General features: G+C 61.5%; 16 protein-coding genes and 1 pseudogene. 10 read left to right on the top strand and 7 right to left on the bottom strand.

The window, feature by feature from the left end:
* Positions 1-2: 2 nt before the first annotated feature.
* A complete protein-coding gene (locus tag NNN71_RS06695; RefSeq protein ID WP_271458164.1) occupies positions 3-611 on the bottom strand; it encodes a class I SAM-dependent DNA methyltransferase in 609 nt (202 codons plus the stop codon).
* Between the two features lie 151 nt (positions 612-762).
* Between NNN71_RS06695 and NNN71_RS06690 the strand changes: the two genes are divergently transcribed.
* A complete protein-coding gene (locus tag NNN71_RS06690; protein WP_167576243.1) occupies positions 763-1,578 on the top strand; it encodes an SDR family NAD(P)-dependent oxidoreductase in 816 nt (271 codons plus the stop codon).
* Between the two features lie 16 nt (positions 1,579-1,594).
* On the opposite strand, the gene NNN71_RS06685 is transcribed toward NNN71_RS06690, so the two are convergent.
* From NNN71_RS06685 to NNN71_RS06670, 4 genes are all read right to left on the bottom strand, one after another.
* Positions 1,595-2,494 carry a helix-turn-helix domain-containing protein gene (locus tag NNN71_RS06685; RefSeq protein WP_223802284.1) on the bottom strand — a complete coding sequence of 300 codons (900 nt, stop codon included), beginning with the start codon at positions 2,492-2,494 and terminating at the stop codon, positions 1,595-1,597.
* A gap of 184 nt (positions 2,495-2,678) precedes the next feature.
* The gene (locus NNN71_RS06680) at positions 2,679-3,008 is read right to left on the bottom strand and encodes an NIPSNAP family protein (protein ID WP_163447908.1); all 330 of its coding nucleotides are present in this window, start codon (positions 3,006-3,008) and stop codon (positions 2,679-2,681) included.
* Positions 3,005-4,120, bottom strand: a complete 1,116-nt coding sequence (locus tag NNN71_RS06675; RefSeq protein WP_271458151.1) for an NADH:flavin oxidoreductase/NADH oxidase — start codon at positions 4,118-4,120, stop codon at positions 3,005-3,007. Before NNN71_RS06675 ends, NNN71_RS06680 begins: the two co-directional genes overlap by 4 nt.
* Positions 4,121-4,134: 14 nt before the next feature.
* Complete coding sequence (locus tag NNN71_RS06670; protein ID WP_271458150.1) at positions 4,135-5,871, bottom strand: FAD-dependent oxidoreductase; 1,737 nt, start codon at positions 5,869-5,871, stop codon at positions 4,135-4,137.
* Between the two features lie 323 nt (positions 5,872-6,194).
* Between NNN71_RS06670 and NNN71_RS06665 the strand changes: the two genes are divergently transcribed.
* Positions 6,195-7,100: a helix-turn-helix domain-containing protein gene (locus NNN71_RS06665; RefSeq protein WP_271458149.1), complete on the top strand. Its 906-nt coding sequence runs from the start codon at positions 6,195-6,197 to the stop codon at positions 7,098-7,100.
* Here NNN71_RS06665 and NNN71_RS06660 read toward each other — a convergent pair.
* Complete coding sequence (locus NNN71_RS06660) at positions 7,097-8,815, bottom strand: cytochrome P450 (RefSeq protein ID WP_271458163.1); 1,719 nt, start codon at positions 8,813-8,815, stop codon at positions 7,097-7,099. The genes NNN71_RS06665 and NNN71_RS06660 overlap by 4 nt on opposite strands.
* A gap of 54 nt (positions 8,816-8,869) precedes the next feature.
* A pseudogene (gene benC / locus NNN71_RS06655) lies at positions 8,870-9,859 on the bottom strand (benzoate 1,2-dioxygenase electron transfer component BenC); the annotation flags it as partial.
* Between the two features lie 244 nt (positions 9,860-10,103).
* Here benC and NNN71_RS06650 point away from each other — a divergent pair.
* From NNN71_RS06650 to NNN71_RS06615, 8 genes are read left to right on the top strand one after another with little or no spacing between them, the layout of a single operon-like run.
* Positions 10,104-10,826 (top strand): beta-ketoacyl synthase chain length factor, encoded by a 723-nt coding sequence (locus tag NNN71_RS06650; RefSeq protein ID WP_271458148.1) that lies wholly within the window; start codon positions 10,104-10,106, stop codon positions 10,824-10,826.
* A complete protein-coding gene (locus tag NNN71_RS06645; RefSeq protein ID WP_271458147.1) occupies positions 10,823-11,644 on the top strand; it encodes a lysophospholipid acyltransferase family protein in 822 nt (273 codons plus the stop codon). The genes NNN71_RS06650 and NNN71_RS06645 overlap by 4 nt, the downstream gene beginning before the upstream one ends.
* Positions 11,619-11,876, top strand: coding sequence for a phosphopantetheine-binding protein (locus NNN71_RS06640; RefSeq protein ID WP_271458162.1), 258 nt, complete (start codon positions 11,619-11,621; stop codon positions 11,874-11,876). Before NNN71_RS06645 ends, NNN71_RS06640 begins: the two co-directional genes overlap by 26 nt.
* A gap of 11 nt (positions 11,877-11,887) precedes the next feature.
* A complete protein-coding gene (locus NNN71_RS06635; protein ID WP_064548954.1) occupies positions 11,888-12,139 on the top strand; it encodes an acyl carrier protein in 252 nt (83 codons plus the stop codon).
* Positions 12,140-12,144: 5 nt separating this feature from the next.
* Positions 12,145-12,726: a hypothetical protein gene (locus NNN71_RS06630; protein ID WP_271458146.1), complete on the top strand. Its 582-nt coding sequence runs from the start codon at positions 12,145-12,147 to the stop codon at positions 12,724-12,726.
* Entirely contained in the window at positions 12,723-14,081 is a 1,359-nt protein-coding gene (locus NNN71_RS06625; protein ID WP_271458161.1) for an AMP-binding protein, read from the top strand. The genes NNN71_RS06630 and NNN71_RS06625 overlap by 4 nt, the downstream gene beginning before the upstream one ends.
* The gene (locus NNN71_RS06620; protein ID WP_223802278.1) at positions 14,068-14,421 is read left to right on the top strand and encodes an ApeI family dehydratase; all 354 of its coding nucleotides are present in this window, start codon (positions 14,068-14,070) and stop codon (positions 14,419-14,421) included. Before NNN71_RS06625 ends, NNN71_RS06620 begins: the two co-directional genes overlap by 14 nt.
* Positions 14,412-16,103 (top strand): glycosyltransferase family 2 protein, encoded by a 1,692-nt coding sequence (locus NNN71_RS06615; protein WP_271458145.1) that lies wholly within the window; start codon positions 14,412-14,414, stop codon positions 16,101-16,103. The genes NNN71_RS06620 and NNN71_RS06615 overlap by 10 nt, the downstream gene beginning before the upstream one ends.
* Position 16,104 lies beyond the last annotated feature (1 nt).

Below are 16,104 nucleotides of genomic sequence, written 5' to 3'. Positions count from 1 at the left end.
CATCATGCAGTTTTCTGCGCCAGCCACACGGTATGACCACCGCATTGCGGATCTTCCGCGCGCATCTCAAGCACCGTAAAACCGTGCTCTGCCAGCAGCGCCCGATACGCCTCGGGCGCAAGGCTGGCGTGGAATAGCGGTTCGCCTTCAAACTCGCCCATCGAAATGCCGTCGCCGGGGCCGCTGGTGAACATCAGCGCGCTGCCGGGATGGCTGTGGCGGGCAAAGACCGCAAACATGGCGCGCTGATCCGCCTGGGTAAGATGGAAAAAACTGTCCCAGGCAATCAGGCCGTCGAAGGTTTCGCCCAGCGCCAGACCGCGCATATCCTGCTGTAGCCAACGCTGCGCAGGAAACTGCGCGCGGGCGTAAGCCAGCATCGCCTCACTACCGTCGACGCCGGTCAGGGCATATCCCCCGGCAATAAAATAGGCCGCGATCGGATCGCCGGTACCACAGCCCATATCCAGAATGCGCCCCGGTTTGCCGACGGCGGCGAGGAATTTATCCAGCCAGCTTTTTTCAAACAGCGCGCGCGAACGCAGGCGCACGAAGGCATCGGCGTGACGCTGATAAAGGTTGAGAATTTGCTGCGCGGCAGGATGCTCCATCATGAACCTCATGGCGATGATTGACGAACGTCGAGGTTAGCGAAATCACATCCAAAAGTCCCGGTCTGCTTTTCGTTCGTGCCTTCTCTTTCCCCGCTCCACGCCAAACAATGTCAGGGCATCTGTACACAAGAAAAACGTGGAGAAAACCATGACTGAATTACACGTATCCCCGGACTGGCTGGGCCTGCGCGGCCAGGTATTTGCCGTTACCGGCGCGGCAAGCGGCATTGGCGAAGCCATCGCCACGGCGCTGGCGCAACAAGGGGCCAACGTCGCCCTGCTCGACGCGCAGCCGCAGCGCGCCGACGCGGTACGCCTGAAGCTTGAACATCTGCCGGGAAAACGGGTGGCGCTGGCCTGCGATGTTAGCCGAGAAGAACAGGTCAAAGAGGCGGCGCAAAGCGTGCGCGCGCTGCTCGGGCCATGCCATGGGCTGGTCAACGCGGCGGGTATTTTACGCCCGGCGGGGCTGGCGGACATCAGCCTTGAGCAGTGGCAAACGCAGCTTAACGTCAACCTGACCGGCTATCTGCTGTGCGCGCGCGAGTTCGCCCACGATATGCGCGCGGCAAAACGCGGCAGCATTGTGCATATTGGTTCAATTTCCGGACGCATTCCCCAGCCGTGGAGCGGCGCCTATAGTCCCGGCAAAGCCGCCGTTGGCCTGCTGTCGCAGCAGATTGCCGTCGAATGGGGGCAGGATGGCATTCGCAGCAATCTGGTGGCGCCGGGGATGATTGAAACCGCGCTGACCGCCGACTACTACGCCCAGCCGGGCGTGCGCGAAAGCCGCGAAGCGTTTACCGCCAGCCAGCGCATTGGCAAGCCGGAAGATATCGCCAACGCGGTGCTGTTCCTGCTGAGTGAAAAATCGAGCTATATCAACGGTGCGGAGATTGGCGTCGACGGCGGCCTGCCGACCATGCTGATGGGCAAACTGCCGCGTCCCGGCTTCACCCGCTAATGACGGGCCTGCCCGGCTACAGCGCGTGGGCAGGCTCAGCGCAGGTTTGCGTCGGTTTATCGCGAAAATCACGCGGTGAAAAGCCCGTACTGCGGCGGAAAAAACGCGAGAAATAGGTGGCGTCGCTGAAACCGAGATAATCGGAAATCTGGCTGACGGTCATGCTGGTGTACAGCAGGCTGCGCTTGGCTTCCAGCAGCAGACGCTGATGCAGTACGCTGAGGGCGCTACAGCCGTGAAACTCGCGACACAGGGTATTGAGATGCACCCCGGACATGCCGATCTGGCTGGCGTAATGCGCCAGCGGGAAGTGTTCGCGATAGTGATTTTCCACCAGCTGATTAAAACGGCGTATCGCGGCACGCTTGCGCTCCACTTTATCGCTCACCGCGACCGGCGCGGCGGCCTGGCGATTCAGCCAGACCATCAGCGCGCTGAGCAGCGAATGCAGCATCATATCGCGCGCTTCGTTCTCCGCCTGATACTCCAGCTGTAACGTTTGAAACAGGGTATGAATTTGCTCGCCCGCCTCGCCCACCGGCACGCGGAAAGCCCGGTTCAACACCTGTAACGAGCGGCCAAACTGCTGTTCGAACTGCGCCACCAGCGGCGCGGCCAGCGACAGTGAAAACCCCTGGGTTCCCGGCGAAAAGCGAAAACCGTGAACGCAGAGCGCGGGGATAATCTGCACGCAGGCGCCCGCGAACGGCTGGCGGAGGCCTTCGATTTCAATCTCGCCCTGCCCTTGTTGAACGTAGAGGATCTGCACCAGATCGGTGTGCTGATGGGCGCGAATGCTCCAGTCGTAGAGGCTGCTGCGGCTTTGGATCGATTCACAATGCAGGAGATCCGGCGTCGGCCAGTGCCAGCTTTCGCCGTACAGTTTGAAGACCGGGATGCTGTTTGCCAGGTTCATGGTGCCTCCGTGAGTGTGGTGAGCGGTTTTCCCCTCACCCTAACCCTCTCCCCAAAGGGGCGAGGGGACCGATCGGCGCGGTTTGTCACCCTGCCACCCAACATCCAGGAAAACTGAGCGGCGCGGGTTTTCTCCCTCTCCCTTCCAGGGAGAGGGCCGGGGTGAGGGTTATCGCCGCACAAAACTACCCCGCCAACGACGGCATCGCCGTGGCGCGAATCAGCCGCGTCTCCTGCGCCACAATATACGGCTCCGACGCTTTAAGGTAGGCGGCAAAATCCGGATGCGCGTCGCGTAAACGGCTACGGCGCTCGTACTCCGCCAAGCTTTCATAACCCCACAGATGCACGAACTGGTTCTGCGGCCCGACAAAGCTGGTGTAAAACCCCAGCGGATTGCCCAGCGTCTCGCGCAGGACCGGCATCGCCAGGCGGTCAAACACCTCAATAAATTCGTTCATTTTACGCAGGCGAATGGTGTAAATACGGTGATCGATAATCGGCAACGTCATCATTTGGCCTCCTGAGCACGGTGCGTTGGCCAGCCCAGCGGCCCAAAGCGGTCGTACGGTTTCGGCCACGGCGCATTCTCGCCCAGCGCAATCGCCGCATGAATCGGCCAGTTGGGGTCATCAAGCATCCCGCGACCAATCGCCACCAGATCGGCCCGCCCCTCGCGCACGATAGCCTCGGCCTGCGGCGCTTCGTAAATCAGCCCCACGGTAATGACTACCGCCTCCGGCAGCGCCTTTTTCACCGCTTCGGCAAACGGCACCATATAGCCCGGTTGGTCGGCGTTGGGCGTCTGATGATAGATGTTATAGCCGCCGGAAACGTGGAGATAATCGTAGCCCAGCGCGTGCAGTTCGCGGGCAAACTGCACCGCTTCATCCAGCGACAGCCCACCGTCAGCGAATTCACCGCCGTTAAAGCGCACGCCCAGCGGGCGGCTTTCCGGCCACACTTCGCGCAGCGCGCGGGCCACCTGCAACGGGAAACGCATGCGATTTTCCGGGCTACCGCCGTATTCATCCTCACGCTGGTTGCTGAGCGGCGACAAAAACTGGTTCAGCAGATAGCCGTTGGCCGCGTGCAGCTCGATAAAATCGACCCCGGCGTTTAATGCGCGCTGCGCGGCGTCGACGAAGCCCTGGGTAATACGCGCCATTCCCGCTTCATCCAGCACCTGCGGTACGCGCCAGCCGGGTTTGTAAGGCATAGCCGAAGGAGCGACCGTCGGCCAGCCGCCTTCCTCATCGCCAAGCGATGCGCCCTGATTGCGCCACGGCGCATTGGTGCCCGCTTTACGGCCGGCGTGGTTAAGCTGAACGCCGATGGGCGTGTTGCTGTAGGTGCGAATATCGGCCAGCAGTTTTTGCAGCGCCTGCGCCTGTTCGCGATTCCACAGCCCCAGACAGTGCGGCGTAATCCGTCCGTCCGCGGTCACGCCGTGGGCCTCGCAAATCACCATCCCCGCGCCAGAAATCGCCAGGCCGCCAATGTGCTGCGCGTGCCAGGGCGTGGCGATACCGTCCGCCTGCGCCGAGTATTGCGACATAGGTGGGACAACGATGCGGTTCGCCAGCGTCAGCGGGCCAACCTGTAGAGGGCTAAAAAGTGTCGACATAGTGTTCTCCTGATTTATGAAGCTTCGCGGTCGAGCTGCATCGCGGTTTCACCGCGCGCCGCCATGCTGCGGGCGGCGATATAGCCAAAGGTGGCCGCCGGGCCGAGGGTAATCCCCGCGCCGGGGTAGCTGCCGCCCATCATGCTGGCCATTTCGTTACCGGCGGCGTACAGGCCCGGAATCGGCAGCCCCTGGTTATCCAGCACCCGCGCTTCGCCGTCGGTTTTCAGACCGTGGAAGGTGCCAAGGTCGCCCATGTACAGCTTCACGGCGTAAAACGGCCCCTGCTCAATGGGGGCGACGCAAGGGTTAGGCTGATGGGTGGCGTCGCCGAGATAGCGGTTATACGCCGACTCGCCGCGGCCAAACTGCGGGTCTTTGCCAAGACGGGCATCGGCGTTATAGCGACTCACCGTCTCTTCAAACGCCGCCGTCGGGACGCCCATTTTTTGCGCCAGCTCAGCCAGCGTTTTTCCTTCGACCAGATAGCCGTTTTTCAGGTAGAGCGAGACGGGAATCGGCGCGGGCTTGGCAAACCCCATGCCGTATTTGCGCAGCGCGCGGCGGTCGCAAATTTGCCAGGCGAAGGTTTCGTTGTCGTCACGGCAGGTTTCAATCATCGCGATACCGACGTCATGGTAGGAGTCAGCTTCGTTGCAAAAGCGCACGCCGTGGCGGTTGATCATGATAAAGCCCGGCTTGTAGCGGTCGACAAGATGCGGGAAGACGTACGACTGACGGCCAATCTGCACTTTTGATGCCGGGATCCACGCCGCGCCGTTGGCGTAGCTGTCGTCAAAGCGCGCGCCAATGCGCTCGGCCATGGCGATGCCGTCGCCGGTATCCACGCCGGGCGGCGTTGGCGACAGCTGAATACCGCCGCGTCGAACGTGCGGGTAGAGCTTTTTCAGCCGCGATTCATCGCGGGCAAAACCGCCGGACGCCAGCACCACGCCGCGTCGGGCATACAGCCTGACCCGCTCACCGTTGAGTTCAACCTCCACGCCGCGCACGACGCCGCGTTCAACGATCAGATCTTTCGCCGCGACGCCGGTATGGATCGGAATGCCGAGATCCCGCGCCGAGCAGGCAAGCCGTGCCACCACCGCGTTGCCGCCGTTGGCGGTGATGCCGCGCCCGTAGCGCGCCACCTCCAGCAGATGCCGACTCAGGCGCTTCACCACGTAGGCGAATGATGTCAGCGAACGGGTGGCGTTGAAAAAGTGCTTCAGATCGTTGTTTGATGAGCTGAACATCATGCCCATAAAGGTGATGGTACGCAGCGGTTTACGCAGGCGCGGCATCGCGTCGCCCAGTTCGCGGATATCAAACGCTTCAGGCACTACCGAACGGCCGCGCATCACCCCGCCGGGGGCGTCCGGATGGTAGTCAGGGTACTGGTACAAATTGCAGCGAAAGCGGGTTTTTTCTTCGAAAAAGCGCAGCATTTCCGGCCCGTTTTTCAGGAAGGCATCCACCACTTCCGGGCGGAAGCTCTCCCCGGCTTCGCTTTGCAGATAGGTGCGCGCGGCGGCCTGGCTGTCGTCGATGCCCTGCTGGCGCGCCAGATGGTTGTCGGGGATCCACAGCACGCCGCCGGAAAACGCGGTGGTACCGCCAAAGACCCGATCTTTTTCAATAACCTGGACGTCTAACCCATTCAGGCCCGCGGTCACCGCGGCGGATAGCCCACCGACGCCGCTGCCAATCACCAGCACGTCGCATTCGCGAGCGGGAAGTTCTACAGCCATAGGGTACCTCGCAGATGAATAATTTTTATTGTTTTGCTTATGTTATAAAAACGTTACATGTGCATTTTTCACAGCCCGCCGGGGAAACAGAAGGCCACTTTCACACCAAAACCTGCACTTTTCGACAATTGCGAAGAACTGTGTGCCAGCGCAAATTTTTGCCTGCGCTGCTATAGAGAAGCGCCCGCGTTGCCACCCGTTCCACATCACAAGATGAAGATTCCGCACTTGCGCGATCGCGCATTTTATCGCCGAATTTAATCTCATCCCCTTATCGGAGCATTGCCACATGCGGCACATAAAAACAGGACAAAACCGGCATCATGCCCGCTAACGCCGCGCGGAAAACGCTGCCCAACTACGCGCTGTATGGCGCGCAGGCCGCCGTCGACAGCGTCCATCACGAGCGCATTCCCGCACGCGCCAGCCGCTTTGGTTTTGAGATCGAGCCGCACTTTCACGAGGCGCTGATTCAGGTGCTTTACCTGACTGACGGCGGCGGCGAAACCTCGATAGACGGCCAGCTCTGGCGGCTGGAAGCGCCGTGCCTGGTGGTGATTCCCGCCCGCTCGGTGCACGGCTTTCGTTTTCACGAAGCGGTGGACGGCCACGTCATCACCACCGCGCAGTCGGCGATCGAGTCGATCGCCATGACCGCCGCGCCCGAACTGCTGGCGTTTGTCCGCACGCCAGCGGTACTGGCGGTCGACCCACAGAGTCGGCGCGGCGCGCCGCTGGAGGCGCTGTTCGACGCCATCGGTCGCGAAGCGGAGCATCCGGAACGCTGGCAGTACACCGCCGGGCTGGCGCTCACTATCGCCCTGTTTGTGCAGATTGCCCGCCAGAGCGAGCAGGCGCGGCTGGCGGGCAACCCTGCCCGCGCCGCTCTGGTGGCGCGCATTGAGCGTTTCCGGCTGCTGCTTGATGAACGCTGCCGTACCCGCCAGCCGGTGGCCAGCTATGCCGATGCGATGGGCATTTCCGCCGGTCAGCTCACCCGCATTTGCCGCGAGGCGTTTGGCATTTCGGCCATCGAAGCCATTGACCGGCGCGCCGTACACGAAGCCCGTCGGCTGCTGGTTTACTCGACGCTCAGCGTCAAGCAGATCGCCCGCGAGCTGGGGTTTCGCGACGAGGCCTACTTTGGCCGTTTTTTCCGCAAGCAAACCGGGCTGCGGCCCACGGAATACCGGCATCAGGAGCAGGGCCGCCTGTCGCACTCCGTTTAATCCGCCCGCGCGGTCATCTGCACATACAGGTGTTCAGGGCCGGAATTGGTGAGGTTATTGCCGCGTACGTACTGGATAGGCCGCGCCGGGTCGAGGCGAATATCACCCACTTTGCGGGCGATAAGCCGGGTGGCGATCAGCGTTTCGAGCTTGGCCAGCGGCTGCCCAAGGCACTTGTGAATGCCGTTGCCAAAGCCGAGATGCCCGCTGGTATCGCGATCGATATCAAACGTTTCGCCGTTGACGAATTTGCGGCTATCGCGGTTCGCCGCCGACAGCAGCAGACGTACCACCGCCCCTTTCGGGATCTCAACGCCCGCCACCGTCGTGGCCTCCGTGGTGATGCGGCTCACTCGCTGGACGGTGCCGCGATAGCGCGCCACCTCTTCCACGAAGCGATCGGCATCGTCCAGGTTGTCGTGAATACGCGCCACCAGCTGCGGCTGCTCGGCAAACATACGGAAAGCGTTGGCCACCAGAATGGTGGTGGTGTCATGCCCGGCGATAAAGACAAAGGCGCACAGCTCTTTGGCCTCTTTCTCCGACAGCAGCCCCTCTTTCCACATGCGGGCAATGTGGCCGCCAATCGACTGGCTGTTGCTGAGATACAGCCGTTCCATCGCCTCTTTCAGATAGGCGAAGAAGGCCATCGCGCTCTGTTCATCGGTGCCGGTACCGGGGGCGTTACGCGCCAGACGGCCAAAATAGCTGAAGGTTTCGTCCGACCAGAACTTCATCTTCTCTTCGTCTTCGTTCGGTACGTCAATCATCGTTGAAATGGTGGCGATACTGAGCGGAATGGCAAAATCTTCCACCACGTCGCCGCCGCCGTTCGCCAGCATCTGGTCAATCAGCGCCTCGGCGCGGCGTTCAATTTCCGGAATAAACGGCTCTAACGCGAGCGGCATAAACGACGGCTGCGCCACTTTGCGCAGACGAGTATGCCCCGGTGCGTCGAACAGAGTCAGGAAGGTCAGCGGCGGCGGGCTGACCACTTCGGACGAAAACAGTTTGGGGTTACGAATGGCCTGATACACGTCGTCATAACGCGACAGGAACCAGACGTCGGTGGTCGCCGACTGGCAGCGCAGCACCGGCGCGTGTTCGCGCATCCAGCGGTAGTGCTCGTAGGGGTCGCCCTGCGAGCCGTCGTCCACCACCTTAAACGGCGCCAGCCCTTCCGGCCACGCCAGCTCATGTGAGTAAGGCGGCAGCGATGGCTGCAGGTCATGGAACGGACAGCGCGGCGCTTCGGGTTCCGGCACGGGCGGCGTGACGACGACAGGCGCCGTCTTCAGCGCCAGCGCCCGGCTCATGGTGGTGCGGGAATGGTGCGCGTGCTGCGCCAGCACGTCGCGAGCGGCGTTGAGGTCGCCATATTCAAAGGCCGAGACTAAATCCCGGTGCTGCTGCACAATATCGCCGACGATTTCGACGCTGGCGGTCAGTGCGCGGTCAATGTAGTCACGCACCGTCAGCTGGGCGTAGAGCGCAATCAACTGCGCGTTGCGGGTGGCCTCAATCAGGAACTGATGGAAAGCGTGGTTGGCCGCCACATAGCCCGCCACGTCGAGGAAACGCCGCCCAGAAACAAACGCCGCGGTAGCGTCAGCCAGATGCCGGAAAGTGGTCAGCTGTTCGCCGGAGAGTCGTCCCATGGTCAGCTGCACCGCGCCAAGCTCCAGCGCCAGACGCAGGTCGAACGCGTCATCCATGTCCGCCGCCACCATGTGCTGCTCGCCGCTCTGCACAGGCTGCGTCGCCCCGGCAAATTTTTCATAGTAGAAGTTACGCGGCACCACCCCGACGTTGTCCAGATAGCTGCGCACCGCGTCCACCATCGGCGGGGGGCCACAGAGATAGACATCCACCTCACCGGCGTTAAGCAGGCGGGCATCAATGTGCTCAGTGACATAACCTTTATGCGGGTGGCGGCTTTCCGGGTCGGCAACGGTGCAGCGGTAGCTGAAGTTCGGTAAACGCGCGGCATAAGCGTCGAGGGTATCCAGCGCCACCAAATCTTCGTCACGGGTCACACCAAAAATCAGATGTACCGGCTGCGTGGTCTCGCCGTCGTCCGCCAGCTTCGCCAGCATCGACAGGAACGGAGCCAGCCCGGTCCCTCCCGCCAGAAACAGCGCCGGGCGCTCGAGAGGGCGCAGGTAGAAGCTGCCCATCGGCCCGCGAAAAGTCATCGCCTCACCGACGCGGGCGTGCTCGCTCAACCAGGTCGACATCAGTCCCTGCGGCACGTTGCGGACCACGAACGACACCTCGTTTTCTGAGGGGCCGGAACTGAAGGAGTAGGAGCGCGTCAGGTCGCTGCCGGGTACCTGCACATTGACATACTGCCCCGGCAGGAAGCTCAGCGCCTGACGGTCATCGAGGGCAATCGAGAAAGTCAGGGTCGACGGCGACAGCGCGCGGCTGGCGGTGAGGTGCCCGTGGAAGGTTCCCACGCCAGCGGCGTCCGACGCGGCGGCAATCTCAATCACGCAGTCGCTGGACGGACGCATCTGGCAGGTCAGCACCCTCCCCGCCTGCGCTTCTTGCGCTGAAAGCGCTTCATCAACGTAGTCGCCGTGCTGATAGTCACCGGCAGCGCAGGTGGCCTTGCAGGTACCGCAGACGCCGTCACGGCAGTCCAGCGGAATGCTGACGCGGGCGCGCAGCGCCGCATCGGCGACGGACTCACCGGCGCGACAGTCAATCATCTGCGTCGCGCCATCCTCAAAACGAAGGGTAATCTGATGGGTCATCTCTTCTCATCCTCCAGGCAGTTGCGGTCGGAAAATCCGATGCCTCATCAAATGCTGGATGCCGTTTTGAATCAACGGACAGAGATGACATTAAACAGGACAAAACCGGCATCCTGGCCGGTTAGCGCGCGCGGTCACATTTGTGAGCGGCCGGGATGTCATAAGAAATCGCGTTAAGACGGCGTGGTATGGTATTTTGACGTTCACCCAAAGGCTGGTTGACTCATAAATTGGGCGCGAATGCATGAAATTATCACTCAACATCATTGACTGGCAGGCCGCTGCGCCAGGGCTCGCCAGCGATGAGCAATGGCGAGACTGGTCGCTGCACGCACAGGCTATCGATCCATCGGCGCCGCTGGCCAAACCCACGGCGCTACCGATGATGACCGCGCGCCGCCTCAGTTCGGGCAGCAAGCTGGCCGTTGAGTGCGGTCTGACGCTTCTGCGCCGCCAGCCGGTCGATGCCGTGTTGTTCACCAGCCGCCACGGCGAACTGGAACGCAACTTCCGTCTCCTGCAGGCGCTGGCGACGGAACAACCGCTCTCGCCGACCGATTTCGCCCTTTCGGTACACAACTCGTCGGTGGGCAATCTGACCATTGCCGCCCAACAGCCGCTGGTCTCTTCCTCGCTTTCGGCAGGTAGAGATACGTTTCAGCAAGGGTTATGTGAAGCCATCGCCCTGATTCACGCGGGATACCGCCGCGTTTTGCTGGTCGATTTTGATGGTGAGTTGCCCGCGTTTTATCATCCGCATTTGCCGCCGACGATGCCGACCTGGCCCTATGCCGTCGGGCTGGTGCTGGAAGCCGGGGACACATGGCGCTGCCAGACGCAGCCGGGTACCATGCGGGATGAACCCGCGCTGCCGCAAAGCCTGCTGTTCCTCAGGCACTACCTTCAGGATGCCCGAGTCTTTACCGTCGACGGCGAGCGTATGCAGTGGTGCTGGAGCCGGACATGAGCGGGAAAAGTGGTCGTCTGAACCGCCTGTGGCGCGCCGCGATGACCGGCGTCTGTTTCGCCCTGTTTGGCGTAGGCGGTCTGCTGCTCTCGTTGATTTGGTTTAATTTATTACTGCTGATCGTGCGCGACAAAACGCGCCGCAAGCGGCTGGCGCGGCGCAGTATCTCGGCCAGCTTTCGCCTGTTCTTAGCGGTGGTGAAAGCTGTTGGCGTGCTGGACTACCGCATTGAAAACGCCGACGCGTTGCGTGAGGATCGCGGCTGTCTGGTGGTGGCGAACCATCCTAGTCTGATTGACTACGTCATGCTGGCCTCTATCATGCCGGAAACCGATTGTCTGGTAAAAAGCGCGCTGCTGCGAAATCCCTTCGTTAGCGGCGTGATTCGCGCAGCGGATTATCTGATTAACGACCGGGCCGATATCCTGCTGCCGGCCAGCTGCCAACGCGTGCAGCAGGGCGACACAATTTTGATTTTTCCCGAAGGAACGCGTACCGTGCCGGGCGAAAAAATGACGCTCCAGCGCGGCGCGGCGAATATTGCCGTCCGCTGCGGCTGCGACATTCGCATCGTGGTGATTCGCTGTACCGAATCTATGCTAAGTAAACAGCGTAAATGGTACGATGCGCCCCCCACCCGACCCCGGTTTACCGTTACGGTGGGTGAACGGGTCAGCGTCGAGGCGTTTTATCCAACAGAAGAACAAGAACCGGCGCTGGCTGCAAGACGATTAAATCGGCACCTTTTGCTGAAATTACAAACAAATACTGAGACTGGCATAGGAATTAATGATGCAAGCGCTTCATCTCGAAATTAAGCATCTCATCATCAACACATTAAATCTGGATGAGCTTATCGTTGAGGATATCGATAGCGAGGCGGCGCTGTTTGGCGACGGACTCGGTCTGGACTCGATTGACGCCCTTGAGCTGGGTCTGGCGGTAAAAAATCAGTACGGCGTGGTGCTCTCCGCGGAAAGCGACGAGATGCGCCAGCACTTTTTCTCGGTCGCCACCCTGGCGTCTTTCATTCAATCACAGCGCGCATAAGGAGCCAGGCTATGAACGAACAACACGCAATTTACGCCGAAGTCTCCGCGCTGCTGGAGACGCTGTTTGAGATAGATCCGCAGGATATTAAGCCGGAAGCCCGTCTGTACGAAGACCTTGAGCTGGACAGCATTGACGCTATCGATATGGTCGTGCAGCTGCAAAAAAAGGTCGGTAAAAAAATTAAGCCGGAAGAGTTCAAAGCCGTTCGTACCGTGCAGGATGTGGTCGATGCGGTGGCCGGCCTGCTGAAAGAAGCGTAACCGCCGTGTCGAGCGCGCGCTCGCTGCCGTTTGTCGCCCTGATAACGGGCGCACTCCTGCTCGCCTGGCCTCTGCTGATTGGCTACGCGCTGGCGCATCATCGCCTGCAATGGCTGTTGCCGCTCATGGCGCTGCTATTTCTCCTGCGTTTTTGCCAGACCGGTCGGCAGGCCGGGCCGCTGCGCGTGGTTACGCAGATCGTCGCCGCGGCTGGCGTTACGCTGTGCGTGGCCAGCTACCTGCTGAAAACCCATCAGCTATTGCTGCTATACCCGGTGGTGGTCAACGCCGTGATGCTGGCGGTATTTGGCGGTTCGCTGTGGTCATCTATGCCGATTATTGAACGGCTGGCGCGACTGCAAGAGCCCAATCTGCCCCCGCAGGCAGTGCGCTATACCCGGCGGGTGACGCAAATCTGGAGTGGTTTCTTTATCGTTAACGGCAGCGCGGCCCTCTTTACCGTGGTGTACGGCGACATGACGCTATGGACGCTGTGGAACGGCATGATCGCCTATCTGTTGATGGGCGGGCTCATGGCGGGAGAGTGGTTGGTTCGTCGTCACCTGAGAAAGCGGGGGTCGCAGTGAAGCCGCCGCTGACGCTTGCCGAATGGCTCACCGCCCCTCGCCCTTCGACGACACCCATCGCCTGGCAGCATGAACGCCTGTGGACGCTGGCGCATTTACGCAGCGACGTTGCGCGCTTGGTGGCGCGCTTGCAGCACCAGCAGGGCGACCGCTGGGCGCTGTGCTGTGAAGACGGTTATCGGTTTATCATCGCCCTGCTGGCGACCTTGCACGCGGGCAAAATCCCGGTGCTCCCCGGCCATAGCCGCCCCGCGCTGCTCAATGAACAGCGCGCGCTGTTCGACGGCATACTGAGCGATGCCCCGCTGGAGTGGCCGGGAACGCAGCTGGTAGTGGACACCGCTCCAACGCTCAACGACGTCGTTCAATTTCCGCCCTTGCGCGACGATGCCGTGATCGAGCTGTTCACCTCCGGCTCCACCGGGCAGCCCAAGCGTATCGTCAAGCCGATTGTCTGTCTCGACCGTGAGGCCGGGCTGCTGTCCGCACAGTTTGCCGAACGCCTTGCCGGTTGTCGTGTCGTCGCGTCCGTCACGCCGCAGCATCTTTATGGCCTGACGTTTCGCATTTTCCTGCCGATGGCGCTCGGTCTGCCGTTGCATGCCACGATGCTCGCGTTCCCCGAGCAGCTGGCTGCGCTGAGCCACGCGCATCGCTACGCGTTTATCAGCAGCCCGGCCTTTCTCAAACGCCTCGATCCGCAGCTGACGCCGCCGCCGTTGGCGCTGGCCCTCTCCGCTGGCGGCGTGCTGGACTGGCAGGATGCGCAGCGCAGCGCCGCCTGGCTGAAGGTCTGGCCGGATGAAATTTACGGCAGCACCGAAACCGGCGTGATCGCCTGGCGCTACCGTGAAGGGGAAAATCCCCGCTGGCAGCCTTTCCCGGGTATCCATTTCGACCGGCAAGGCGCGGCGTTTCGCGTGTATTCGCCGCTGATCGCCGACGTTAACGGTTTTATGCTCGAAGATGTTTTACAGCTTTCCGCGAACGGTCATTTCCATCTGCTTGGCCGCCATGGCCGGGTGGTTAAAATTGAAGAGAAACGCGTTTCGCTCAGCGAAATAGAGCAACGCCTGCTGGCGCTGGAGGGCATTCGCGAGGCCGTGGCGCTGGCCGTCAATCGCCACGGTCGCCAGTGCGTGGGCGTGCTGCTGGTGCTGGAGGATGACGCCCGTCAGCGCTGGCAAAACGGCGGGGGGAAAGCCCAGGAGCGGGCGTGGCGACGCGCGCTGCGTCCCTGGCTGGAGCCGGTGGCCGTGCCGCGCTACTGGCGCATTATCGATGAAATTCCGGTTAACAGTATGAATAAGCGTGTCTATGCGCAATTGCAGGAGTTATTGCATGAAACCCCGTGAAATTGAGCGTCATCAGGCACCGCCGCAGCAGCTTGAGATTGTGCTCTCTCTCGATCCCGATCTTTGCTGGTTCCAGGGGCACTTTGCCATTCAGCCTCTGCTGCCCGGCGTGGCGCAGCTGGACTGGGTGATGCATTACGCCGCCACGGAGCTGGCCCCCGGCTGGCGTTTTCACAGCCTGCAGAACGTGAAATTTCAGGCTCCGCTTCTGCCATCGATGGTGGTCACGTTGACCCTGAACTGGCAGGAAGCGCGCGGGCTGCTGACGTTCAGCTACCTGCGCCACGATGGCGACGCGCGCCACACGGCCAGCAGCGGGAAGATTCGGTTATGTCGTTGACCTTTTCCCCCTGCGTGGTCATTCCCTGCTACAACCACGGCCCGATGATGGCGAACGTGCTCGCACGCCTGCAGCCGTTTGGCCTGCCCTGCATCGTGGTCGACGACGGCAGCGATGCCGCCACCCGCGAAGCGCTGCAACAGCTGGCCGCGCAAACCGAGAACCTGACGCTGATTCGGCAGACGGAAAACGCCGGTAAAGGCGCGGCGGTGATCCGTGGGTTACAGGCGGCAGCAGAAGCGGGCTATAGCCATGCCGTCCAGCTGGATGCCGACGGCCAGCACGCGATTGAAGATATTCCGAGACTGCTGACGCTGGCGAAAACACACCCAACGGCGCTGATTTCCGGGCAGCCGATTTACGACGACTCGATTCCCCGTTCGCGCCTGTATGGCCGCTGGGTGACCCATGTCTGGGTATGGATTGAAACGCTGTCGCTGCAGCTGAAAGACAGCATGTGCGGTTTCCGCGTCTACCCGCTTGCCGCCACGCTCCAGCTCGCCCAACGCGTGAAGCTTGGTCAGCGGATGGATTTTGATACCGAAGTGATGGTGCGGCTCTACTGGCAGGGCAACACCAGCTATTTTGTCCCGACCCGCGTGACTTATCCGTCGGACGGGCTTTCCCATTTCGATGCCTTCAAAGACAACCTGCGCATTTCATGGATGCACACACGGCTGTTCCTTGGCATGCTGCCGCGCCTCCCAACGCTGCTATTTCGCCGCGCCTCGCCGCACTGGGCGCGCCAGCAGGAGGTCAGAGGCTTATGGGGGATGCGCCTGATGCTGCAAGTGTGGCGCTTACTGGGACGAAAAGCCTTTACGCTGCTGCTCTACCCGGTGGTGGGCGTCTACTGGCTGACGGCCCGCCGCGCTCGCCACGCTTCACTGCGCTGGATAACGCGCGTGCATGAACAGCTCACCGAGCGCGGCATGCCGGTGCCGAAAAACCTCACCAGCTATCAGCACTTCCTGCGTTTTGGCAACGCGATGCTCGATAAAATCGCCAGCTGGCGCGGCGAACTGCAACCTGGCCGCGACGTGGTCTTCGCGCCCGGCGCACAAGCGACCTTAAACGGCGGCGGGGGCCGCGGCAAGCTGCTGCTGGTCTCGCATCTGGGCGATGTTGAAGTGTGTCGCGCGCTGGCGCAGCGGGAGGGCAGCACGGTTATCAACGCGCTGGTGTTCAGCGATAACGCCCAGCGCTTTAAACAGATTATGCAGGAGATGGCCCCGCAGGCCGGGATTAACCTGCTGCCGGTGACCGACATTGGCCCGGACACCGCCATGCTGCTGCAGGAAAAACTGGACCGTGGCGAGTGGATTGCTATCGTCGGTGACCGTATTGCGGTCAGTCCGCAGCGCGGTGGCCAATGGCGCGTGTGCTGGAGCCGTTTTATGGGCCAGCTCGCGCCGTTCCCGCAGGGGCCGTTTATTCTCGCCGCCCTGCTGCGCTGCCCGGTCGAACTGCTGTTCGCGCTGCGCCAGCAGGGGCAGTTGCACATTCACTGTGAACCGTTTGCCGACCCGCTGCCGCTACCGCGCGCCGACCGCCAGCAGGCGCTTCAACACGCCATCGACCGCTATGCCGAACGCCTCGAGCACTATGCGCTGCAGTCACCGCTCGACTGGTTTAACTTTTTTGATTTCTGGCAGTTGCCGGATCCGCAACACAAGGAGTAAA

The sequence above is a fragment of the Kluyvera sp. Awk 3 genome (assembly GCF_028069715.1).
Taxonomy (GTDB): domain Bacteria; phylum Pseudomonadota; class Gammaproteobacteria; order Enterobacterales; family Enterobacteriaceae; genus Kluyvera; species Kluyvera georgiana_A.
The sequence above is the reverse complement of the archived record's forward strand: the minus strand, read 5'-3'. Positions and strand labels throughout refer to the sequence as shown.